General features: G+C 38.2%; 23 protein-coding genes and 1 pseudogene. 19 read left to right on the forward strand and 5 right to left on the reverse strand.

The annotated features are described in order from the left end of the window. Nucleotides 1-8: 8 nt before the first annotated feature. The 5 genes and pseudogenes from clpS to DS737_RS07970 all read left to right on the forward strand — a co-directional run bounded on the left by clpS (nt 9) and on the right by DS737_RS07970 (nt 5,055). Complete coding sequence (gene clpS, locus DS737_RS07950; protein ID WP_005080553.1) at nt 9-422, forward strand: ATP-dependent Clp protease adapter ClpS; 414 nt, start codon at nt 9-11, stop codon at nt 420-422. Nucleotides 423-768: 346 nt separating this feature from the next. Beyond that, nucleotides 769-873: pseudogene (locus tag DS737_RS07955) on the forward strand (ATP-dependent Clp protease adapter ClpS); the annotation flags it as partial. Between the two features lie 99 nt (nt 874-972). Then, complete coding sequence (gene clpA, locus DS737_RS07960) at nt 973-3,258, forward strand: ATP-dependent Clp protease ATP-binding subunit ClpA (protein WP_004639236.1); 2,286 nt, start codon at nt 973-975, stop codon at nt 3,256-3,258. Next, nucleotides 3,258-3,620, forward strand: a complete 363-nt coding sequence (locus tag DS737_RS07965; protein WP_005080557.1) for a YnfA family protein — start codon at nt 3,258-3,260, stop codon at nt 3,618-3,620. Before clpA ends, DS737_RS07965 begins: the two co-directional genes overlap by 1 nt. A gap of 391 nt (nt 3,621-4,011) precedes the next feature. Next, entirely contained in the window at nt 4,012-5,055 is a 1,044-nt protein-coding gene (locus tag DS737_RS07970; RefSeq protein ID WP_005080559.1) for a 3-deoxy-7-phosphoheptulonate synthase, read from the forward strand. A 58-nt stretch (nt 5,056-5,113) separates the two neighbouring features. On the opposite strand, the gene DS737_RS07975 is transcribed toward DS737_RS07970, so the two are convergent. Beyond that, complete coding sequence (locus DS737_RS07975) at nt 5,114-6,034, reverse strand: alpha/beta fold hydrolase (protein ID WP_004639233.1); 921 nt, start codon at nt 6,032-6,034, stop codon at nt 5,114-5,116. Then, entirely contained in the window at nt 6,034-6,594 is a 561-nt protein-coding gene (locus tag DS737_RS07980; RefSeq protein WP_004639232.1) for a PadR family transcriptional regulator, read from the reverse strand. Before DS737_RS07980 ends, DS737_RS07975 begins: the two co-directional genes overlap by 1 nt. Nucleotides 6,595-6,717: 123 nt before the next feature. On the opposite strand from DS737_RS07980, the gene DS737_RS07985 reads away from it, so the two are divergent. From DS737_RS07985 to DS737_RS08000, 4 genes are all read left to right on the forward strand, one after another. Beyond that, complete coding sequence (locus tag DS737_RS07985) at nt 6,718-8,742, forward strand: NADPH-dependent 2,4-dienoyl-CoA reductase (RefSeq protein WP_005090438.1); 2,025 nt, start codon at nt 6,718-6,720, stop codon at nt 8,740-8,742. A 72-nt stretch (nt 8,743-8,814) separates the two neighbouring features. Further along, nucleotides 8,815-9,231: a nuclear transport factor 2 family protein gene (locus DS737_RS07990; protein WP_113997249.1), complete on the forward strand. Its 417-nt coding sequence runs from the start codon at nt 8,815-8,817 to the stop codon at nt 9,229-9,231. 30 nt (nt 9,232-9,261) lie between these two features. Then, nucleotides 9,262-9,978: an SGNH/GDSL hydrolase family protein gene (locus DS737_RS07995; protein ID WP_113997250.1), complete on the forward strand. Its 717-nt coding sequence runs from the start codon at nt 9,262-9,264 to the stop codon at nt 9,976-9,978. Between the two features lie 21 nt (nt 9,979-9,999). Beyond that, a complete protein-coding gene (locus DS737_RS08000) occupies nt 10,000-11,088 on the forward strand; it encodes a YheT family hydrolase (protein ID WP_005090439.1) in 1,089 nt (362 codons plus the stop codon). A 71-nt stretch (nt 11,089-11,159) separates the two neighbouring features. Here the strand turns inward: DS737_RS08000 and DS737_RS08005 are convergent, their stop codons facing one another. Then, nucleotides 11,160-11,624 (reverse strand): hypothetical protein, encoded by a 465-nt coding sequence (locus tag DS737_RS08005; protein ID WP_004639227.1) that lies wholly within the window; start codon nt 11,622-11,624, stop codon nt 11,160-11,162. 368 nt (nt 11,625-11,992) lie between these two features. Here DS737_RS08005 and DS737_RS08010 point away from each other — a divergent pair, with 368 nt between their 5' ends. The 6 genes from DS737_RS08010 (at nt 11,993) to DS737_RS08035 (ending at nt 17,694) form a co-directional block, all read left to right on the forward strand. Further along, on the forward strand, nt 11,993-13,630 hold the full coding sequence (locus DS737_RS08010) for a CTP synthase (RefSeq protein WP_004639226.1): 1,638 nt from the start codon (nt 11,993-11,995) through the stop codon (nt 13,628-13,630). Nucleotides 13,631-13,660: 30 nt separating this feature from the next. Continuing rightward, the gene (gene kdsA, locus DS737_RS08015) at nt 13,661-14,518 is read left to right on the forward strand and encodes a 3-deoxy-8-phosphooctulonate synthase (protein WP_004639225.1); all 858 of its coding nucleotides are present in this window, start codon (nt 13,661-13,663) and stop codon (nt 14,516-14,518) included. Nucleotides 14,519-14,609: 91 nt separating this feature from the next. After that, nucleotides 14,610-15,899 (forward strand): phosphopyruvate hydratase, encoded by a 1,290-nt coding sequence (eno, locus tag DS737_RS08020; RefSeq protein WP_004639224.1) that lies wholly within the window; start codon nt 14,610-14,612, stop codon nt 15,897-15,899. Between the two features lie 129 nt (nt 15,900-16,028). Further along, nucleotides 16,029-16,394, forward strand: coding sequence for a cell division protein FtsB (gene ftsB / locus DS737_RS08025; protein ID WP_004639223.1), 366 nt, complete (start codon nt 16,029-16,031; stop codon nt 16,392-16,394). Further along, entirely contained in the window at nt 16,384-17,091 is a 708-nt protein-coding gene (ispD, locus tag DS737_RS08030; protein WP_113997251.1) for a 2-C-methyl-D-erythritol 4-phosphate cytidylyltransferase, read from the forward strand. Before ftsB ends, ispD begins: the two co-directional genes overlap by 11 nt. 126 nt (nt 17,092-17,217) lie before the next feature. After that, a complete protein-coding gene (locus DS737_RS08035) occupies nt 17,218-17,694 on the forward strand; it encodes a DUF6438 domain-containing protein (protein ID WP_113997252.1) in 477 nt (158 codons plus the stop codon). A gap of 58 nt (nt 17,695-17,752) precedes the next feature. Here the strand turns inward: DS737_RS08035 and DS737_RS08040 are convergent, their stop codons facing one another. Next, a complete protein-coding gene (locus DS737_RS08040; RefSeq protein ID WP_017396077.1) occupies nt 17,753-18,517 on the reverse strand; it encodes an RES family NAD+ phosphorylase in 765 nt (254 codons plus the stop codon). Beyond that, complete coding sequence (locus DS737_RS08045) at nt 18,514-18,885, reverse strand: MbcA/ParS/Xre antitoxin family protein (protein WP_004639219.1); 372 nt, start codon at nt 18,883-18,885, stop codon at nt 18,514-18,516. Before DS737_RS08045 ends, DS737_RS08040 begins: the two co-directional genes overlap by 4 nt. Before the next feature lie 215 nt (nt 18,886-19,100). On the opposite strand from DS737_RS08045, the gene DS737_RS08050 reads away from it, so the two are divergent. The 4 genes from DS737_RS08050 (at nt 19,101) to DS737_RS08065 (ending at nt 21,683) form a co-directional block, all read left to right on the forward strand. Further along, the gene (locus tag DS737_RS08050; protein ID WP_005080585.1) at nt 19,101-19,514 is read left to right on the forward strand and encodes a YeeE/YedE family protein; all 414 of its coding nucleotides are present in this window, start codon (nt 19,101-19,103) and stop codon (nt 19,512-19,514) included. Nucleotide 19,515: 1 nt separating this feature from the next. Next, nucleotides 19,516-19,929, forward strand: a complete 414-nt coding sequence (locus DS737_RS08055; protein WP_005090445.1) for a DUF6691 family protein — start codon at nt 19,516-19,518, stop codon at nt 19,927-19,929. 14 nt (nt 19,930-19,943) lie between these two features. Further along, on the forward strand, nt 19,944-20,816 hold the full coding sequence (locus DS737_RS08060) for an MBL fold metallo-hydrolase (RefSeq protein ID WP_017396076.1): 873 nt from the start codon (nt 19,944-19,946) through the stop codon (nt 20,814-20,816). A 168-nt stretch (nt 20,817-20,984) separates the two neighbouring features. Beyond that, nucleotides 20,985-21,683, forward strand: coding sequence for a histidine phosphatase family protein (locus DS737_RS08065; protein WP_005080590.1), 699 nt, complete (start codon nt 20,985-20,987; stop codon nt 21,681-21,683). Nucleotides 21,684-21,807 lie beyond the last annotated feature (124 nt).

Genomic DNA, 21,807 nt, shown 5'->3' on the forward strand with positions numbered 1-21,807 from the left:
TGTTCAATATGCGAAGATATAAACGTCAAATGAATTTAAGTGAAGTAAAAAACTCGTTTCAACAATCGGGTTATGTTGATTGGCACTTAAATCCTCGTTTAAGTGATTCGCACGAGGAGCATGAGGGTGAGGTGGTTGTACAAACTGCACCACCAGAATTAAAACGACCGCCGTTATATGCGGTTGTTCTAATGAATGATGACTACACACCAATGGACTTTGTGATAGAAGTCCTGCAAAGTTATTTCGGCATGGACTTTGATCAGGCAAGTCAGGTGATGCTGACGGTTCACTATGAAGGTAAGGGTACGGCAGGGATCTATCCTCGTGATATTGCCGAAACCAAGGCAAATCAGGTGAATAATTATGCACGATCACAAGGTCATCCATTACTGTGCCAAATCGAACCTGAGCAGCGTTAAGAAAAGCAACGCTTTTTAGCTGCGCAAGGCGAACGGCTATGCTGTGAGTGAAAGTGTTAAGAAAAGCACCGCTCTTGCGGAATATATTCCTCATGCGCAAGGCGAGCAACTGTGTTGTGAGTGAAAGGGTTAAGAACAACGCCTTTGCCTCATGCGCAGGACCTTGCGCCATGATATGGCTCATAAGTTATGAGTGATAGACTTAAAAGAAGCACAGCTTTTGTGGAGCTTGCTAACTGATAAGGATGGCGGAATGTCCAAGTGACGAGTTAAAAAGACAATTTGATAGAATCTATATTTTGATCGATTTGTCTTATTTTTGAACAATTAGATGGTTTATATTCTCTTTGTAATTGAAATTTTACAACAATACTTTGTTTTGAATCTTGACCAATATGCTCAACTAATGCTAACAGTAGATTATGAAGCGAAGAGATTCATAAACGTGTATTAGATAACGGTTATTGATACTCAAGTGGATCAGTCCATAATCGGCTTTTCAGTTTAAGATTCGTCTTTTTTTGATAGGCCCAAAATATAAGGGGGTTACATGCTCAGTCGTCAATTAGAAGTATCGCTACGTTTGGCTGTTAGCATGGCTCGTCAAAAGAGACATGAGTTTCTGACAGTAGAACATTTGTTGCTTGCATTACTTGATAACGATTCAGCCGTGAATGCTCTAAAAGCATGTGGTGCTGATATCGTTACGCTACGTAAAGAACTAGAGGAATATGTAGAGCAACATACCCCAAAGCTTGGTGACAATAGTGAACAAGCGCCTCATCCAACAGAGAGTTTTGATCGAATTTTACAACGTGCGATCTTCCATGTTCAATCGAGTGGTGGAGATCGAACAGTCGAAGGTGCAGATGTTCTCGTAGCAATGTATTCAGAAAGAGATTCTTTTGCTGTTTATTTGCTTAAACGTCATCAAATTAACCGTTTGACGCTAACTCAATACTTGTCTCATGGTACACGTAAAGATGAGATTCAGGTCGAAGAAGAAGTAGAAGACATTGAAGGTGAAAATGGTGCTTCAGCGAGTGCTGGGCCATTGGAGCAATATACGCTTAACTTAAATGTCGAAGCTCAAAAAGGTAAAACAGATCCTTTAATTGGACGCGAGAAAGAGATTGAGCGTGCGGCACAAATCCTATGTCGTCGCCGTAAGAATAATCCGCTTTTAGTCGGTGATCCTGGTGTTGGTAAAACATCGATTGCCGAAGGTCTAGCTTGGTTAATTGTCAATGGTAAGGCGCCGAAACCACTTGCAAATGCTGAAGTGTATAGTTTGGATATTGGTGCGTTAGTTGCTGGTACTAAATATCGTGGTGATTTTGAAAAGCGTTTAAAACAACTGTTGAATGCCTTGAAAAAAAATCCAAATGCCATTTTGTTCATTGATGAAATTCATATGATTATTGGTGCAGGCTCTAGTATGGGCAGTACCATGGATGCATCGAATTTAATTAAACCAGCTTTGGCAAATGGTAGTTTACGTTGTATTGGATCAACCACATTCCAAGAGTATCGTCAGGTATTCGAAAAAGATCATGCTTTATCACGTCGTTTTCAAAAGGTTGATGTAAATGAACCAAGCATTAATGAAACGATTGAAATTTTGCGCGGTTTAAAAGGAAAATTTGAAGACTTCCATCATGTTGAGTATGAAGATAAGGCGCTTGTTGCAGCGGTAGAGCTTTCTGCTAAATTCATTAATGATCGCTTTTTGCCAGATAAGGCAATTGATGTGATTGATGAAGCGGGTGCTCAACGTCGCTTAAAAGCAGAAGTGGATGGTTCAATGATTTCTGTTGAAAACATTGAAGATATTGTGTCAAAAATTGCACGTATTCCACCGAAAACTGTATCTAAAGATGATAAGACTGTACTTGAAAACTTAGAGCGTGATTTAAAGCGTGTTGTATTTGGTCAAGATGAAGCAATTACAGCACTAGCATCAGCGATTAAGCTATCCCGTGCAGGTTTAAAAGCGCCAGACAAACCTGTAGGCAGTTTTGTGTTTGCAGGTCCTACAGGTGTCGGTAAGACTGAAGTGACCAAACAGTTGGCTAAATTGTTAGGTGTCGAGTTTGTGCGTTTTGATATGTCTGAATACATGGAGCGTCATGCAGTTTCTCGTTTGATTGGTGCGCCTCCAGGTTATGTTGGTTATGATCAAGGTGGCTTGCTCACTGACGCGATCCATAAGAATCCACATTGTGTATTGTTACTTGATGAGATTGAAAAAGCACATCCTGATGTCTTCAACTTGTTATTACAAGTGATGGATCATGGTGCATTGACGGACAATAATGGACGTAAATCTGATTTTAGAAATGTGATTATTGTGCTTACAACCAATATCGGTGCAGAAAGTATTTCTCGTGCAAGTATTGGCTTTACTGAGCAAGATCATAGTGCTGACAATCAGGATGCAATGAAACGTGCATTCTCGCCTGAATTCCGTAATCGTTTGGATGGTGTGATTCAGTTCAAATCTCTTCCAACCACTGTTATCGAATCAGTTGTAGATAAATTCTTAACTGAGTTGCAAGCCCAGTTAGATGAAAAACAGGTCGTCTTAGAGGTAGATCAAAGTGCACGTGACTGGTTGTCAACCAATGGTTATGACCGTCTCATGGGTGCTCGTCCTATGCAACGTTTGATTCAGGAACACTTGAAAAAACCGCTTGCTGAAATGATTCTGTTTGGTGAGCTAGCCGAGCATGGTGGCAACGTTGCGGTTTCTGTGAAAATGGAAGATGGCAAAGAGGTTGGCTTGAAGTTGGAAGTATTTGAAGATCATATCAACCCGAGTGCTGAACCTGCTTAATGTTTGAAGTCTCTTACTCAATAACCCAAGTACTTAAGGTATTTGGGTTATTTTTCATTACAGCAATTGCTGAAATTTTAGGTTGCTATTTCCCGTATTTAATTTTGAATCAGGGCAAATCTCATTGGTTGTGGATACCTACAGCATTGAGTCTAGCTCTTTTTGTCTGGTTACTGACACTGCATCCAGTAGCATCTGGTCGTATTTATGCAGCCTATGGCGGTATTTATATATTTACAGCGTTAATGTGGTTGCGCTATGTCGATCAAGTCATGCTGACCCGTTGGGATCTCTTGGGGGTAGTTGTGGTTTTATGTGGAGCATCACTTATTATCTTGCAACCAGATGGTCTTGTACGCTAGAAACTACAAAATATTTGCTAAAAACACTTGTCAAATGGTGAAATAGTGCGTAATTTAGATTTAAGAGATATTTTTTGATATTTGAAATAAATATGTTAAAGCATACTTTGAACACAAACGCATACTTTTACTTTTGGCACTATTGATAGTTGCCTGATGCGTTTCGGGCAGCAAAAAGGGTTGCCCAACCAGTTAATACCTGATCGGCAACACCGATCAGGTTTTTTTATGCTTTAACAATCATTACCTTAGGAGAATCATCATGTATACATTTAACGTTTCATATTTTAGCAAGACTTCTTGGTTTTACTTTGCGAAGAAATCAACGTCGCTTAGATCACACTTGCTCAAATAAATATTCGGACTGTTTAGCAGTCCAAAGGAAATGAAAATGAATGCTTTAAATACTGCTTTGACACAACCACAAACGCATACAAAAGAATCAATGCTCAGCTTACCTACACAGCTCAAAGCGCAGTATCCCTTGTCCGCTACTTTAGCGCAGCAGATTTCAAAACATCGTCAAACGATTCAAAATATTTTATCAGGTCATGATCCTCGTTTAATGGTAATTACAGGGCCTTGTTCGATTCATGATCCTATTGCTGTATTAGAGTACGCTGATCGCTTACAACAACTACAAGAACAAGTGAAAGATCAGATATTTCTCGTGATGCGAGCATATATTGAGAAGCCTCGCACAACAGTAGGTTGGAAAGGTTTCTTATATGACCCAAATTTAGATGGATCATCAGATTTACAATTAGGTTTAGAAAAATCTCGTGAGCTTTATTTACAGCTCATTGAAAAAGGATTACCTATTGCAAGCGAAATATTAAGCCCAATGGCTACAGGTTACTTCGATGATTTATTGGCCTGGGGCGCAATTGGCGCACGTACCAGCGAATCACAAATCCACCGTGAAATTGCGAGTCATATGCCATATAGCATTGGCTTCAAAAATGGTACGGATGGTTCGATTCAGATTGCTTTAGATGCAATTCAATCTGCTTTAAATGGTCATCAATTTTTAGGAATGACACAACAGGGATTACCTGCAATTCTTCATAGCAATGGTAATCCATTACCGCATTTAATTTTACGCGGTTCTAACCAAGGCACAAATTATGACTTAGCATCAATTCAAGCAATGCATTTTAAGCATAAGCATTTACCAGCATTGGTGATTGATTGTAGTCATGGAAATAGTGGTAAGGATCCATTACAACAACCGAATGTTTTAAAGCAAATCATTGCAGAACGTGCTGAGTCCAAAGTTCGTGGTGTGATGATTGAAAGTCACTTGGTTGATGGGAATCAAAAGATTTCTTGCGATATGACATATGGACAATCGGTGACTGATGGTTGTTTAGGTTGGGATAAAACTGAACAAGCTTTATTAGATGTTGCAGAACAAATGAGATCAAAAAAGTGATGTTGAAATATTACTAGCCAATTCAAAGAGATTGGCTAGTAATTTTATTTATCATTCATTATGCCGCATGACTTGAATGTGCTGAAAGAAATAGACCTATCTCTTGAGTGAATTTTCTTGGTTCTGTAATCAAAGGTGTATGTCCTGAACGTTCAAAATATACAGTATTTGCATTCATTAGACTTTCAGCAATTAAAGTTTGTCCTGTTTCAGGATAGAGAGTCGATTCGCGACCTATAAAAAAAGTAGTTGGGCAGTCTATTTGGCTAATCGCATCTCTGTAATCTTCGTTGTGATTTAAATAGTTTTCAACATACCAAAGTAAATAGTCTAGACGCTGTATAGGTAGTAAATACTTTTGTAAAAAAGGACGGTGTAGCGCGAGCTTAAACACCTTTGGGCTGTATTTGTTGTTACTTTGGAGCTCAATAAATGCCCCCCATAAACTCACTAGTTTAAATCGAATATCATTAGGCAAATCTTCGAGTTTTAAGGCGTGTCTATAGTCTAATAATAGCGTCTGAATTTGCTTGAGAAGCTTTTTAAATTGAGGTTGTTTTTCTCCAAATAAACCGTATTGCCAAGATTCATCTACAGAAATTTTAGGCGTTTGATCAATATGAAGATAGGCTTTAAGTTTTTGCGATAATTGGCCATGTTTCATTCCGTGCATTGCAGTTGTTGCACCCATTGAATAGCCCATCAAAATGAATTGATCCAATTTTAATAGTTTAATCAGCGTATCAATATCATTCCAATGACTTGAAATGGCATCTAAGTGAGGAATTGCACAATCCTTAGAGCCGCCAAAACCACGCCAATCAGGGATAATAAATTCATATTGTTTACGACTAGCAAATAAAAAAGGAAGCCACTGCCAACTTTGCATACCGAGTCCCGATAAGACGAGTACGGGTTCACCTTCACCTACACGTCGAACAAATAATTTTTCTTGATCAGGCATGGTATAAAACGGCATTATTTTTCTCCAATTTCGTTTTGTTCTTCAAACTTTTTCAGTTGAGGAATCATTTGTTCTAACCATTTTATCCATTCATTTTCTTTAATGATACCGAGTTCTAGGATCATTTTATGAATAAACAGAACACGATTAGTAGGTTCATTGTTTTTAAAATCTTTATCATGAATTGCTTGATAAAGGCTTAATTTTTCCTTATGTAATATTAAATGTCGTTCCAATTCTGGCAAAATTTTATTACCACCGAGTTGAGCTTCGGCTCTTAATCTGACCATAAGGTCATCACGAAGCTGGGCTGGTTCACTTTGCTCTTCTATCCACGAGGCAAGTTGTATCCGTCCAGACTGTTCGATTTGATAGGTTTTTTTCCTACTATTTGCAGCTTGTTCTTCTATTGTAGATATCCATCCTTTTTTCAGCATACCATTGAGTTCTCTATAGATTTGCTGATGCGTCGCATTCCAAAAGAAGCCCATTGAGCGATCAAAACGACGAGCTAGCTCGAAACCTGTACTTGGCTTTTCTAGTAGGCTCGTCAATAAAACGTGGGCGAGTGACATGTTGATCCAATATAAAAATGACTCATCAGAATTATGCAATATGTTGCATAAAAATCAAATCTTGTTTATAAATCTATGCAACAAGTTGCATTAGCTAGCAAATTGCTCGCCAGAGGAGAACACATGTCGGCTTATCCACATTTATTAGAGCCATTAGATTTAGGTTTTACCACTTTAAAAAACCGTGTGCTTATGGGGTCTATGCACATTGGTTTAGAAGAAGCACCGCAAGGTTACGAGCGCATGGCGGCTTTTTATGCAGAGCGTGCTAGAGGTGACGTTGGTTTAATCGTTACTGGAGGTGTTTCTCCTAATGATGATGGTGTTGTTTTTGCACATGGCACTAAATTGGATAGTATCGAAGAGGCAGAAAAGCATAAAGTTGTTACTCAAGCAGTGCATGATGCTGGTGGTAAGATTGCAATGCAGATTCTTCATACGGGTCGTTATTCGTATCAAGCAAATAATGTTGCGCCATCAGCAATTCAAGCGCCTATCAATCCAGTTAAGCCAAAAGCGTTAAGTTCTGCTGAAGTCCAGCAGACTATTGATGATTTTGCTAATTGTGCAAAACTGGCCCAATATGCTGGGTACGATGGTGTTGAAATTATGGGCTCAGAAGGTTATTTGATCAATGAGTTCATTGCAGCACGTACCAATCATCGTGATGATGAATGGGGTGGTAGCTACGAAAATCGTATTCGTTTTCCAATTGAGATTGTGAAGCGTACGCGAGATTTGGTCGGGGAAAACTTTATTATCATTTATCGTCTTTCAATGTTGGATTTAGTTGAGGGCGGTTCAAGTCTAGAAGAAGTGATACAGCTTGCGAAAGCAATAGAACAAGCTGGTGCAACAATTATTAATACAGGCATAGGCTGGCATGAAGCTCGTATTCCAACGATCGCAACTAAAGTGCCACGCGCAGCATTTACATGGGTCACAGAAAAATTAAAAGGTTCTGTTTCTATTCCATTAATTACATCGAATCGGATTAATACGCCTGAAATGGCAGAATACGTATTGGCTTCTGGTCATGCAGATATGATTTCTATGGCACGTCCGATGTTGGCAGATGCAGAGTTTGTTCTTAAAGCGAGTCAGGGTCGTAGTGATGAGATTAATACTTGTATTGGGTGTAACCAAGCGTGTTTAGATCATATTTTTTCTATGACAGTGGCTACTTGTCTGGTTAATCCACGTGCATGCTATGAAACAGAGCTTATATTTAAAGAAGCGAATGTTGAAAAAAATATCGCAGTAATTGGTGCTGGACCAGCTGGATTGAGTTTTGCAGTTTATGCTGCGAGTCGTGGCCATAAAGTTAAGGTTTTTGATTCAGGTGATCAAATTGGTGGACAATTTAATATTGCCAAAACCATTCCTGGGAAAGAAGAGTTTTATGAAACCTTGCGTTATTTTAAACGCCAAATCGAGTTGCAGCCAAATATCGAACTAGTCCTCAATCACACCGTGACCTATGAGGAATTGAGTCAAGCTGATTATGATGAGATCGTCGTGGCTACGGGTGTCACGCCTCGTCAACTACAGTTTGAAGGGATCAACCATCCAAAAGTCTTAAGTTATTTGCAAGTATTGAAAGAGCGTGTACCTGTGGGTAAGCGTGTAGCAATCATTGGCGCAGGCGGTATTGGATTTGATACGGCTGAATATTTAAGTCATGAAGGTGAAAGTGGAAGCTTAAATCCAGAAAAATTCTATGCAGAGTGGGGAATTGATACCTCATATGAAAATGTTGGTGGTTTAAAGCAACCTGAATTAGAGAAATCTGAACGTGAGATTTATCTATTGCAGCGTAAAACAGCTGCTGTTGGTTCAGGATTGGGTAAAACCACAGGTTGGATTCATAGAACAGGTCTAAAACATCGTGACGTCAAAATGGTAGCAGGGGCAAGCTATGACAAAGTGGATGATCAAGGTTTGCATATAACTGTGAATGATCATCAAATCGTACTTGAAGTCGATAATGTCGTGATTTGTGCTGGTCAGGAATCGTATACAGCGATGTACGATCAACTCAAAGCTGATGGTAAAAATGTGCATTTGATTGGTGGGGCAAAAGAAGCAGGTGAGTTGGATGCCAAACGTGCAATTCGCCAAGGTGCTGAACTCGCGGCAGTGCTATAAATGAAACAATGAGACATTCTTTTTTGTTAGGAATGTCTCTAATTTTATGAGTCTAATGATAAGGAAAAAACAATGACAATTGATACAACCAAGCGAGCTTTAGAAAAATGGCATCAGATGATTAACACTGGTGACCTCGCAAATTTAAATGATTTATTGGCTGAAGATGTCGTGTTTCGTTCTCCTGTTGCTTATAAGCCTTATGAGGGGAAACAAGTGGTTTTCTTTATTTTGACCAATGTGATACAGGTTTTTGAAAACTTTACTTATCACCGTGAATTTTATACTGAAGATGGTGCAAATGTAGTGTTGGAATTTAGTGCCGATGTAAGTGGGAAATCGCTTAAGGGTATTGATATGATTCGTTTTAACGAACAAGGTAAAATCATTGACTTTGAAGTAATGATTCGACCAATGAGTGGTTTAGCTGCATTGGCTGAACAGATGGGTGCACGATTTGCTAAGTATCAATCAAATTCATCAAAATAAAATAGCCTAAGTAATATTGAGACTATTAAAATGTGGCTAAACTTATCAACTATTGTTTTATTACCTGTTTTGATTAGTCAAGGCATGATCGTACGTAAACGAACGCCATTATTACCTGAACCACAGGGTGATAGAGATGGGCTTGTGGGCGAGGGAAAACCACTGTCTTTACTTATATTGGGTGATTCAGCGGCAGCTGGTGTTGGCGTAGAGAGGCAGGAAGAAGCATTATCAGGTGCGATTCTTTCTGAGCTCAAAAATGACTATACATTGAAATGGAGGTTGCATGCTAGAACGGGGCTTACAACCCAGCAAGTATGTGAAGCAATAGTTGAGATAGATGAGTGTGATTATGATGTAATTGTAACGTCAATAGGTGTTAATGATATCACCAAATTGACATCTCTAGGTACATGGATAAAACAACAAAAACAATTATTTACTCAAATACAAAACCGTTTTCGGCCAAAATTGGTTATTGTATCAGGAGTACCACCGATGCAGCATTTTCCAGCATTACCTCAACCTTTAGCATGGTTGTTTGGAAGATACGCAGAACAGATGAATAACACCTTACAACAATGGTTAGCTTCACAACAACAATTTAGATTTATTTCATATGACATCGAGGTTTTTCAGGCATTAAACATATCAATGGCAGCAGATGGTTTTCATCCAAGTCGTGAAATTTATGCAATTTGGGGGAAACAAGTCGCAGATATAGTGCGGCAATCGTTTAACCCCTAACATAGAGGGAGGAATGAAATTATGGGCATATCCACTCTAAATAAACTTAAAGTTCTAGGTTCGGAATTATTTGATTTTGCATTAGGTGCAGAACTTCCAAAAATGTACTATCACCCGCAAGGGAAAATTAAAGATGTTTTAGAAAAATTACCTCAATTAAAACGAAAATATCGCCCAACACCTTGGTTGAGCAATACACATGTTCACCTTTTATATTTTGACGTGATTAGAAAGAAAACAGTCAAGCTTGAATATGATCGAATTGATCAACTCACTATGCATGATGGCGGTATTACTGCAATTGCATGGTATGGTTTTAATCTTCCTAAAGACACGCCAACAGTTGTGATGATGCATACGATTACAGGTACGCCTGAGAGTATGCGTGAATTGGTTAAGGATTTACACGAATATACGGGTTGGCGAATCGCGTTGTGTCTGCGTCGAGGTCATGCAGGTTTACCAATGCCAGTTCCACAGATTTCTTTGTTTGGTTCAACCAGTGATCTTAAAGAGCAGTTGGATCATATCCAAAAACTATTTCCAAAGTCAGATTTGTATGCGGTTGGTTCTTCTGCTGGTACTGGCTTGTTAGTACGTCATCTTGGCGAGCAAGCAGAAAATACGCCTTTTAAAGCTGCTTTTGCGATGTGCCCAGGCTATGACACTGAAATAGGATTTAAAAATGTCCATCCTTTTTATAGTAAGGTAATGACAAAAAAATTATTCAAACACTTTATTGAGCCATATAAGAATATTTGGAGTCGAGTTCCATCACTAGAGAAAGTTTTGGCGACAACAAGTCTAGAAGAGTTTGAGAAAGCATATTTTGAAATGGCTGGGTATCAGGATTATCAGAGTTATTGCAAGGCCATTAATCCGATTTATGTATTTCAGAATATCAAAATTCCATTGATGATTTTGAATGCTGAAGATGATCCTGTATGTTCCATTAAAAATTTGGAGCCGTATAAAGATACAATTAAACAAATGGAAAATATTGTTGTTATTACGACGAAGAAGGGAAGTCACTGTGGCTTTTATGAAAGTCTAAGTGTTAAATCTTGGGCTTCACGTTTAATGGCTGATTTTTTCAAAAACTATTCATAATCAGCTCCACAAAAAATATGCGCCGCAATTAAAGCGGCGCATAACATTTGGTTTTAACGCTATACAACATATTAGTTGTTAAGAGCTGGGGTCGCAGCAGCAATTGCAGCAGCAACAGCATCTTCTTCAGACTGGCTAGGACCGCTAGGTTTTGGCGCTTTAGGCTGCTCAGTTCTAGGGGCACTTGGTTCAGTTTGAGCAGGTCTAGCTGATTCAGTACGTGAGGTTTCAGTCGGTGTGCTATTGTTTTGAGGTTGAGCTGGACGAGTTTCACGACGAATTTCGGTCGTTGTATTCTCTGTTTCCTCTCGCATCGTCTCAACTGAAGGTGCAGGAGCTTCTTCAGTGTCCACACTTTCTAGTGTTTCAAACTGTTGATTGGTTTCTACTGACTCAGGTTGCTGTTCAGTGATTTGTGTTTCAGTCGATTGCTCAGACTGTTGCTCTTCATTTTTAGGTTCTTCTTTTTTCACACAAGCTGTCAATAAAAGACCTGTGGCGATTGCTGCACAAATTAAAAGTTTTTTATTTGCCATTGCTAAAACAACATATTAAATAAAGACGTTGCGATTATAACAGCAAAATTATCTGAAAATATCACTGATACTAGCTGAGTTTGTTGATATTTTATAAATGCTTGCACTGATAAGCTTATTAGTTGGTGGGTTCGAACCACGTATATGCATAATTTTTGAAGACAGAAACCAAATTTAGGAATAACCAAAGCAATTTATGTATTAAATCTCCACAAATCCCGTAAATTTTTATCGAAAATGCTGATAGAATAGTCAGTTGTTTATAGTTCTTTGAATTGATGCGGTTTGACTTTGCTTTATAGGGGCAGAGTACAGTAAAATTGCCCAACATTGTAGGCCGATTTCGGCTCGATTGTACGAGAAACTCAATGACCCATTTTATTTTTGTCACTGGTGGTGTGGTTTCATCACTAGGTAAAGGTATTTCTGCTGCTTCTGTTGCTGCACTTTTGGAAGCTCGTGGCTTGAAAGTCACTATGGTAAAAATGGATCCATATATCAATGTCGATCCAGGCACCATGAGCCCATTTCAGCATGGTGAGGTTTTTGTCACAGAGGATGGTGCTGAAACTGACTTAGATTTGGGATATTACGAACGTTTCCTACGTCGTGCAAAAATGACCAAGTTGAATAACTTTACAAGTGGTCGTGTTTATCAGGATGTTTTGAATAAAGAGCGTCGTGGTGATTATTTAGGTGGTACGGTTCAAGTTATTCCACATATCACAGACAACATCAAAGAACGTGTATTGCGTGCTGGCGAAGGTTATGATGTTGCCATTGTAGAAATTGGCGGTACTGTAGGTGATATCGAATCACTTCCATTTATGGAATCAGTACGTCAGTTAATGGTTGAGCTTGGTCATAAGCGTACCATGCTTATGCATTTGACCTTGTTGCCATATATTAAATCTGCTGCTGAGCTTAAAACTAAGCCAACTCAGCACTCGGTTAAAGAACTTCTTTCAATCGGTATTCAACCAGATATCTTGATCTGTCGTACTGAATATGATGTTGATGTTGATACAAAGCGTAAAATTGCATTGTTTACGAATGTAGAGGCACGTGCAGTTGTTGTATGTAAAGATGCAAAAACAATTTACCAAATTCCACGTACTTTCTATGAGCAAAACGTGGATGATTTGATCTGCGAGCGTTTTGGCTTTAATGATCTTCCTGAAGCAAATCTAGAAGATTGGGATAATGTAGTTGAAGCATTACTCAATCCTGAATACACAGTTCGTGTTGCAATGGTCGGTAAGTATGTTGAGTTACCAGATGCATATAAATCTGTAAACGAAGCACTTTTACATGCAGGTATTCAAAATCGCGTTAAAGTTCAGATTGATTATGTCAATGCTGAAGATCTTGAGCAGCAAGACATCAGTGTTTTAAATGCTGCTGATGCGATTCTGGTCCCAGGCGGCTTTGGTGAGCGTGGTACTGAAGGCAAAATGAAAGCGATTCAATATGCGCGCGAGAACAATATTCCTTTCTTGGGTATTTGTTTAGGAATGCAGTTGGCAGTTATCGAGTTCGCTCGTCATGTTGCTGCTATGCCAGAGGCAAGTTCAACAGAGTTCAATCGTTCAACTAAGTATCCTCTCATCGGTTTAATTACTGAATGGTTAGATGAGCGTGGCGAATTACAGCAACGTAGTCTTGAATCTGATTTAGGCGGCACGATGCGTCTAGGTGCACAAAAATCTGAATTGGTTGAAGGCACTAAGACTCGTGAAGTATATGGTAAAGCAGAAATTACTGAGCGCCATCGCCATCGCTATGAAATGAATAACCGTTTCATTGATGCGATTGAAGAAGCAGGCATGAAGATTTCTGGTTACTCTTCAGCGCAACATTTGGTTGAAACTGTAGAAATTCCTGAACATCCTTGGTTTATTGCTGTACAATTCCATCCAGAATTTACAAGTTCACCACGTGATGGACATCCATTATTTGCTAGCTTTATCGATGCTGCGAAAAAACAGCATCAAAATAGTAAGTAATGTAGGCTTAAATAAACTGGGAAAGTTTAAATGTCACAATTAAAAGCACAAGAAGTTGTACGTTTAGGCGATATACAAATGGCAAATCATTTGCCATTTGTATTATTTGGCGGAATGAACGTACTTGAGTCCAAAGATTTAGCATTTGAAATTGCTGAAACTTATATTGATATTTGCAAACGCCTAGATATTCCATATGTGTTCAAAGCGAGTTTTGATAAAGCAAATCGTTCGAGCTTGAACTCTTTTCGTGGACCTGGTTTAGAAAAAGGCATTGAGTGGCTTGCTGACATTAAAAAACAATTTAATGTTCCGATTATCACAGATGTTCACGAGCCATATCAGGCAGCACCTGTCGCTGAAGTTGCAGATATTATTCAGCTACCCGCATTTTTAAGTCGTCAGACTGATCTTGTTGAAGCAATGGCAAAAACTCAAGCCATTATCAATATCAAGAAAGCACAGTTCCTTGCACCTCATGAAATGCGTCATATTTTGCATAAGTGCTTAGAAGCTGGAAATGACAAACTCATTCTTTGTGAGCGTGGTTCGGCATTTGGTTATAACAATTTAGTTGTAGATATGCTTGGCTTTGACATCATGAAAGAAATGAATGTTCCAGTATTCTTCGATGTAACACATGCATTGCAGACACCTGGTGGTCGAGCTGATTCTGCAGGTGGTCGCCGTGCTCAAATTACGACTTTAGCACGTGCAGGTATGGCAACAGGTTTAGCTGGTTTGTTTTTAGAAGCACATCCTGATCCTGAAAAAGCGAAATGTGATGGCCCATGTGCTTTGCGTTTATCACAACTTGAGCCATTCTTGGCGCAATTAAAAGAATTGGATACTTTGGTTAAAGGATTCAAAAAGTTAGATACACATTAAGCCGGTTTTTCCCCTTTGAGTTCCTCTAACAAGGGGGTTCTCAATGTAAATCAAGGTTTAATTTAATATTCATTCAACAGAGGAATTGTTCATGAGCCAAATCGTTGATATTCGTGCACGCGAAATTTTGGACTCTCGTGGTAACCCAACCATCGAAGCAGACGTAATTTTAGAATCTGGGGTTGTTGGTCGTGCATGTGCACCATCTGGTGCTTCAACTGGTTCTCGTGAAGCTTTAGAACTTCGTGACGGTGATAAATCACGTTACTTAGGTAAAGGTGTACGTACAGCAGTTAACAACGTTAACACATTGATTCGTGATGCTTTGTTGGGTAAGTCAGTTTTTGAGCAAAAAGACATTGATAACACAATGATCGCGCTTGATGGTACTGAAAACAAAGAAAAATTAGGTGCTAACGCAACTTTGGCTGTTTCATTGGCCGCTGCACGTGCTGCTGCTGAAGAAAAGAAACTTCCTCTTTTCCAATACATCGCGGATCTTCGTGGTCAAACAATTTTAACCATGCCTGTACCGATGATGAACATCCTCAACGGTGGCGAACATGCGGACAACACTGTTGATATTCAAGAGTTTATGATTGAGCCTGTTGGCTTCACTTCATTCTCTGAAGCGTTACGTGCTGGTGCTGAAGTATTCCATTCTTTAAAATCAGTTTTAAAGAAACAAGGTTTAAATACAGCAGTTGGTGATGAAGGTGGTTTTGCGCCTAACTTACGTTCTAATGAAGAAGCGATTACTGTAATCCTTCAAGCAATTGAACAAACAGGTTACAAAGCTGGTTCAGACATGATGCTTGCATTGGACTGTGCATCTTCAGAATTCTACAAAAACGGTCAATACGTTTTAGAAGGCGAAGGCAATCGTGCATTTACAAGCAATCAGTTTGCGGATTATCTTGCAGGTCTTGTAAACCAGTATCCAATTATCTCAATTGAAGATGGTTTAGATGAATCTGACTGGGAAGGTTGGAGCTACTTAACATCAATCCTTGGTGATAAGATCCAATTGGTTGGTGATGATTTATTCGTTACAAACCCTAAGATTTTACAACGTGGTATTGATGAGAAAGTAGGTAACTCTATTTTGATCAAATACAACCAAATCGGTACGTTGACTGAAACTTTAGATGCAATCTATCTTGCAAAAGCAAATGGTTACTCGACAGTAATTTCTCACCGTTCTGGTGAAACTGAAGATTCAACAATTGCTGACTTGGCAGTGGGTACTGCAGCTGGTCAAATCAAGACGGGTTCACTTTGTCGTTCTGACCGTGTAGCAAAATATAACCAATTGCTTCGTATTGAAGAATTAACCAAAGCGGCTTACCGTGGTAAGGCTGAATTTAAAGGTCTAAACTAAGGTAACGTGAATCTATGTTGAATTCTCCTGATGAACTTTCTTTACAAAAGAGAGAAACTTCACGAATTAATAATCCGATAAAATTCGTGACAGATCTTCCTTTAAAAAGAAGGATGTAGGGAGTTTTCAATGTTAGATGTTTTTCAATCTACTTCAAGTAAGTTGATTTTATTACTGGCGGTTGTTTTGATCGCAAGTTTACAGTATCGATTTTGGCTAGGTGAGGGAGGCTATGTCCCTCATCAAGCATTAACTCAACAGATCCAACAACAAGCAGAGATTAATACTGAGTTAAAAGAGCGCAATCGTATTCTAGCGGCTGAAGTTTTTGATTTAAAAAATGGAAGTGAAGCGATTGAAGAACATGCACGTTTAGATTTAGGTTTGATCAAACCTAACGAAACATTTGTGCAAATGAGTACGATTAGTACCCAATATAAACCAATATATATCGATCCAAATGCGAAAGTAGATACAGCAACCAATGAGAACTAAGCTATGGGCGGTTGTACCAGCAGCAGGTTCTGGCAGTCGTTTTTCAAAAACTGAATTAAAACAATATCAATTTATCGAAAATCAAACGGTGCTTCAACACACGGTAAACCGGCTTCATATATTAGATTTAGCAGGTTGTGTTCTCGCTATCGGTGAGCAAGATACTTTTGCCAAGACATTATCCTTTCAACGTCAAGATAAAATGCATTTTTGCTTGGGCGGTTCAGAGCGTGTTCATTCAGTATTGAATGCTCTCATATATTTATCCGATATTGCTGATGAAGATGATTGGGTGCTTGTACATGATGCTGCGCGACCATGCGTCACATCTATATGTTTACAAGAGCTTGTACGTTCAGCAATTGAAACTGATACAAACTCGATTTTAGCCATTCCTGTTCGAGACACCTTAAAGCAAGTTCAAACTAAGAATCAAATAGAAAAAACAGTAAATCGTGAGTTCTTATGGCAAGCACAAACACCACAAATGGCAAAACTCAAAGATTTAAAATATGCAATTGAAGTAGCTTTGGCAAATCAAGTGATTATTACCGATGAAGCAAGTGCTTTAGAATATATCAATCAGCCTGTACATGTTGTACAAGGGCGATCAGATAACATTAAGATTACTTATAAAGATGATTTAGAGCTTGCGCGTCTTATTCTAAAATCTCAAGCAGAGAACTCAAATATTTAGGTGCTTTCTTGAACTGGAAATAGCCTAAGTAGAATATGTGAATTTTATTATTTATCTACACAGATAAATGACAATTAATTCACAATTTGTTAAATTTGAACAACATTCTTGATAATGGGTCAATAAATGAAAAAATTATTAATTGCTGGACTTTTTACCTTCTCACTGGTTGGTTGTGCATCTACTTCTCAACAGCCACAGACAACAGCACAAGAAACTATTCGCTATTCATCTAGTCCATGTTTCGGTACTTGTCCTATTTATTCTGTTGAAGTTTCTCCTAATGGTTCAGTCCACTTTGATGGTAAGCAATATACCAAAGTAACAGGAACTCAAGATCTTACAGTTGATCCTTCTGTTTATAAAAAATTACAACAAGAGTTAAAAACTTACCGTCCTGAAACAGGTGCGAATGTTAAAACTACGGGATGTGAAGAAACTGCAACAGACCAGCCGAATGCATATTTTTCTTGGAAAAGTCCAGATGGTACAGTGACGAACTTAAGTCACTATATGGGGTGCATTTCACCAGCAAATGCTGAGTTAAATAAACTGATTGAGAAATTACCTAAATTGATTGGAATTGAAGATTTAGTAAGTTAATCAACGCTAAGCTTTATATGTGCCCCGATATTTCGGGGCCTTTTTCTATTATGTGCTTTTATGCAGGCATTGGAAAAATACCTTGTTGTAAAAACTGCGATAATTCAAAGCGAACGATATCAGATCCTTCTACTGCTTTAAATATAACTTCTTCAGCACCTATGTCACAGAACCATTGTTCTCGATCTAAAGGGCTATTTTGGCTGAAATGCTCTGCGGTGAATAATCCGACACAGGTAGCATGATCACTTGCTCGAGCTGACGGATATTCAAAGATCTCAATTCCTTCATTCCGCATTGCTGTGCCTAATAGTTGTGCATAACTATAATTTGTAGGATGAGCAATTAGATCCAGATATTGGTCAAAAGGAGGGGATTGTAAACGAATACCCTTATGGCAGTGATAGCCTACTGAAAATAGAGTATGCTCAGTGCGTATCGTTTTTTTCTTTGGCGCACCATCCATTGAGTGCCAGAATACAAAGCGATAATAAGCTGATTCAGCCAATGTCACATTGACACTACACCCACCATAAAAAATACTGGGTTCAAAAGTACGACCGAAACGTGATCCCCATTTTAACGGTGGATAACGAAATGGTGTTTTGAGTAGGTAATGTAAATGCTCTGACTTTGGAGGATATGGTGGTTTAACTAACTCTAACATATCCTCGAGCAATGCTTGTTCTTCTAAAGTATCAACCAACTGCCTAGTTGCAATTTGTTCTTGGCTTTCAACTAGACGATATAAAGTACCTGATAAAGGTGAGACTTGTTTGTTTCCTTCACAACTTTGCCATAAATTTTGCTCAATGGCGGTCATACTTTACCTCGAATCGCATCGACAAATTGAAGAACTGAAACCAGTCCACTTATACTTTCAATTTGTTCAACAGGAATACCACCTGTAACACGATTTGGTGTGTTCAAAAAATGACGCATCCAATCCGTGTCTCCGCCAGTTAGTGCATACAATGCGCGTGATAAACGAATAAGAAGCAATGCTAACTCACCTTGTTTAGATGCGGGATCTAATTCAGGATTATTTTTCAATCGACTAATCGCTGTGCGATGTACACCTAAAATGGCGGCAAGTTGTACTTGCTTTAAATCAAGTTGCTCAGCGGCACTGAGTACTGCTTTTGCAAGAACTACTTTTTTATCTGCGGGTTGTTTTAATAATGCACTCATGATCAAACCCTCATGTTGTATACGCACTTATTTTAATATAATTGTGCAAAATGCACAACGTGCTACTTGAAGTAATTCCTTTTTGATGCTTCCAAATCAATTTTTAAATGAAATTGATGTAATCTAAAATAAGAATTACATGAAATATAGAAAAACACCTTATATTATTATTGTTAATAATATATTATAAAAACATATATTGTTTGGGGCGAAATATGCATAGCATCTTGATGGCTTTGATCGGTGGCGGAATACTTGGAATTTCTGTTATTGGCTATTTGTATGTCAATGGGCGGATTGCTGGAATCAGCGGATTACTGGCACAGCTACTGCACCCTAAAGCTTTTTTTTATAGTCCAGCATTATGGTTTCTATTGGGATTATTGATCACTCCATTTGTTTATCAACTATTTCTTCAGCCTGAAATTATCATCAAATCATCACCATTGGGGTTAATTGTAGCAGGGCTTTTGGTTGGTTTTGGTACACGTTTAGGTTCTGGTTGTACGAGTGGTCATGGTATTTGTGGGATCAGTCGATTATCAATAAGGTCAATTGTTGCAACAGTTACATTTATGTCCGCAGGTATAGCAACCGTATATATCATTCGTCATTTAATGGGGCTGTAATATGAAAAATTTGTTTGCTTTTATATTTGGCAGCTTATTTGCTATTGGCTTAATGATTTCTGGAATGTCTAATCCTGAAAAAGTATTGGGATTTCTGGATATTTTTGGTGACTGGGATATTAGCTTAATGTTTGTAATGGTTGGTGCTATTCTGGTTGCAATCATTCCATTTCAAAAGGCGATTCGAAATCCTAGAACATTATTTGGTGAAAAAATTAATCTACCAACAAACTCCCAGATTGATAAAAATTTAATTATCGGTGCATTGTTGTTTGGTATGGGGTGGGGCATTGCAGGAGTATGTCCAGCGCCAGCAATTACATTAATAGGTTTAGGTTATTCAGAAGCTTGGTATTTTATCGGAGCAATGTTGTTGGGCATATATTTGCATTATGTTTGGGCTAAACGACAATAAATAGGAGTGATTAAATGCAACATCCTCAAGTTAAAGCTTTTTTTGATGAAAACACAAATACGTTTAGCTATGTGGTTAGTGATGCAGAGACCAATGTGTGTGCTGTGATTGATAGTGTATTGGATTATGATCCAGCTTCTGCCTCAACAAAAACGACACATGCTGATGAAATTATTGAGTATATTCAAAAAAATCATTTCCGAGTAGAGTGGATACTAGAAACACATGTCCATGCAGATCATTTGACCGCATCTCAGTATCTCAAAGAGCGTTTAGGTGGCAAGATTGCGATGAGTGAAAAAATTAGTATTGTGCAAGAGACCTTTAGCTCTATATACAATCTTGATGTAAAGACATTTAATTCACACCAAACTTTTGATTATCTTTTTAAAGATCATGAACATTTTATGATTGGCAAATTGGATGCTTACAATATCCCTACGCCAGGACATACCCCAGCTTGTTTGAGTTACGTGATTGGTGATTCTGTCTTTGTTGGTGATACATTGTTCATGCCAGATTATGGATCGGCTCGTTGTGATTTTCCGAAAGGTAGTGCAGATATTTTGTTTGATTCGGTCCAAAAGCTATATGAATTGCCAGATAAAACGAGAGTTTTTCTGTGTCATGATTATAAACCTAAAGGAAGAAATGACTATATTTGTGAAACAAGTATTCATGCGCAGAGAGAGACAAATATTCATATAAACAAACTCACAGCGAAGCAGGATTTTGTCCAAATGAGGCAGGCGCGTGATGCAACTTTGTCTATGCCAAAACTTATATTACCTTCTATACAAATCAATATGGATGCTGGTCGATTTCCTGCACCAGAAGCAAATGGTGTCCGTTACTTAAAATTACCATTTAATTATTTTAGTCACTAGATTCGATGCTTCAGTCGATTTAGTTATTTTTTGATGTGAAATAGCCTAAGTAAATTTTAAAATTTACTTAGGTTTTACCAATTTAAAAAAGATTTAATTTTGAAATTAATTCAATGACTATGATAAAAATACATTTCTTTTAATCTGTATAGAAACTAGGGTAGTTTGATGACCACCATCTATTTAGTCAGACATGGTCAAGCTTCATTTGGTAAAAGTAATTACGATGAGCTTTCAAAGAATGGAGAAGCCCAGGCCCAGCTTTTAGGTCAGTATTTCAAAAATATTTTTACTGAACAACCCTATATTATTTCGGGTAGTATGAAGCGTCATCAACAAACAACACAAATTTCTTTAAAAGAATGTTTTCCTCAGGCCAGTTATGAAGTTGATGGCTTGTGGAACGAGTTCAATCATCAACAAGTATTTTCTTTATATGAACCAAGATTTGCAAAACCAGAATTGTTAAAGCAAGACGTTTTTAAAGAAGTAGATCCAAGGGCGTACTTAGCACAGATCTTTGATGAGGCAATTGCTCGATGGACAAATGAAGCATTTCATCATGAATATGATGAATCTTGGCCAACATTTAAAACTCGAGTGGAAGCAGCACTTAAAAATCTGTGTATAGAACTCACAAATAATCCAGCTCAAGAGGCTGTTGTATTCACTTCTGGAGGGGTTATTTCTGTCATTATTGGTAAATTACTTGAGTTAAGCGTACAGCGAACTTTCGCTTTGAGTTGGTCTATTGCAAATACAAGTGTGACTACATTAAAACTCGTAAATGGTGAACCTCTACTATTAAGTGTAAATGAGCACCAATTTATCAAATCCAAGAACCCAGCTTTGTTAACATGGTTATAGGGATGTTTTATATGAAGGGCAAAAAATTGTGTGTCCTTCATTTATATGACAAAAAATATACAGATGAGAAGTTTTTCGGCTAGGAATTTGTTTTTTTTATGGTATAAAAATATCTCAACTATTT

Origin of the sequence: Acinetobacter haemolyticus, from assembly GCF_003323815.1 — a bacterium.
Lineage (GTDB): Bacteria > Pseudomonadota > Gammaproteobacteria > Pseudomonadales > Moraxellaceae > Acinetobacter > Acinetobacter haemolyticus.

Excerpts from the sequence above, each read along its gene's own strand:
- clpS (WP_005080553.1), top strand. The coding sequence starts at position 9 with ATGCGAAGATATAAACGTCAAATGAATTTAAGTGAAGTAAAAAACTCG.
- clpA (WP_004639236.1), top strand. The coding sequence starts at position 973 with ATGCTCAGTCGTCAATTAGAAGTATCGCTACGTTTGGCTGTTAGCATG.
- DS737_RS07965 (WP_005080557.1), top strand. The coding sequence starts at position 3,258 with ATGTTTGAAGTCTCTTACTCAATAACCCAAGTACTTAAGGTATTTGGG.
- DS737_RS07970 (WP_005080559.1), top strand. The coding sequence starts at position 4,012 with ATGAATGCTTTAAATACTGCTTTGACACAACCACAAACGCATACAAAA.
- DS737_RS07975 (WP_004639233.1), bottom strand. The coding sequence starts at position 6,034 with ATGCCGTTTTATACCATGCCTGATCAAGAAAAATTATTTGTTCGACGT.
- DS737_RS07980 (WP_004639232.1), bottom strand. The coding sequence starts at position 6,594 with ATGTCACTCGCCCACGTTTTATTGACGAGCCTACTAGAAAAGCCAAGT.
- DS737_RS07985 (WP_005090438.1), top strand. The coding sequence starts at position 6,718 with ATGTCGGCTTATCCACATTTATTAGAGCCATTAGATTTAGGTTTTACC.
- DS737_RS07990 (WP_113997249.1), top strand. The coding sequence starts at position 8,815 with ATGACAATTGATACAACCAAGCGAGCTTTAGAAAAATGGCATCAGATG.
- DS737_RS07995 (WP_113997250.1), top strand. The coding sequence starts at position 9,262 with ATGTGGCTAAACTTATCAACTATTGTTTTATTACCTGTTTTGATTAGT.
- DS737_RS08000 (WP_005090439.1), top strand. The coding sequence starts at position 10,000 with ATGGGCATATCCACTCTAAATAAACTTAAAGTTCTAGGTTCGGAATTA.
- DS737_RS08005 (WP_004639227.1), bottom strand. The coding sequence starts at position 11,624 with ATGGCAAATAAAAAACTTTTAATTTGTGCAGCAATCGCCACAGGTCTT.
- DS737_RS08010 (WP_004639226.1), top strand. The coding sequence starts at position 11,993 with ATGACCCATTTTATTTTTGTCACTGGTGGTGTGGTTTCATCACTAGGT.
- kdsA (WP_004639225.1), top strand. The coding sequence starts at position 13,661 with ATGTCACAATTAAAAGCACAAGAAGTTGTACGTTTAGGCGATATACAA.
- eno (WP_004639224.1), top strand. The coding sequence starts at position 14,610 with ATGAGCCAAATCGTTGATATTCGTGCACGCGAAATTTTGGACTCTCGT.
- ftsB (WP_004639223.1), top strand. The coding sequence starts at position 16,029 with ATGTTAGATGTTTTTCAATCTACTTCAAGTAAGTTGATTTTATTACTG.
- ispD (WP_113997251.1), top strand. The coding sequence starts at position 16,384 with ATGAGAACTAAGCTATGGGCGGTTGTACCAGCAGCAGGTTCTGGCAGT.
- DS737_RS08035 (WP_113997252.1), top strand. The coding sequence starts at position 17,218 with ATGAAAAAATTATTAATTGCTGGACTTTTTACCTTCTCACTGGTTGGT.
- DS737_RS08040 (WP_017396077.1), bottom strand. The coding sequence starts at position 18,517 with ATGACCGCCATTGAGCAAAATTTATGGCAAAGTTGTGAAGGAAACAAA.
- DS737_RS08045 (WP_004639219.1), bottom strand. The coding sequence starts at position 18,885 with ATGAGTGCATTATTAAAACAACCCGCAGATAAAAAAGTAGTTCTTGCA.
- DS737_RS08050 (WP_005080585.1), top strand. The coding sequence starts at position 19,101 with ATGCATAGCATCTTGATGGCTTTGATCGGTGGCGGAATACTTGGAATT.
- DS737_RS08055 (WP_005090445.1), top strand. The coding sequence starts at position 19,516 with ATGAAAAATTTGTTTGCTTTTATATTTGGCAGCTTATTTGCTATTGGC.
- DS737_RS08060 (WP_017396076.1), top strand. The coding sequence starts at position 19,944 with ATGCAACATCCTCAAGTTAAAGCTTTTTTTGATGAAAACACAAATACG.
- DS737_RS08065 (WP_005080590.1), top strand. The coding sequence starts at position 20,985 with ATGACCACCATCTATTTAGTCAGACATGGTCAAGCTTCATTTGGTAAA.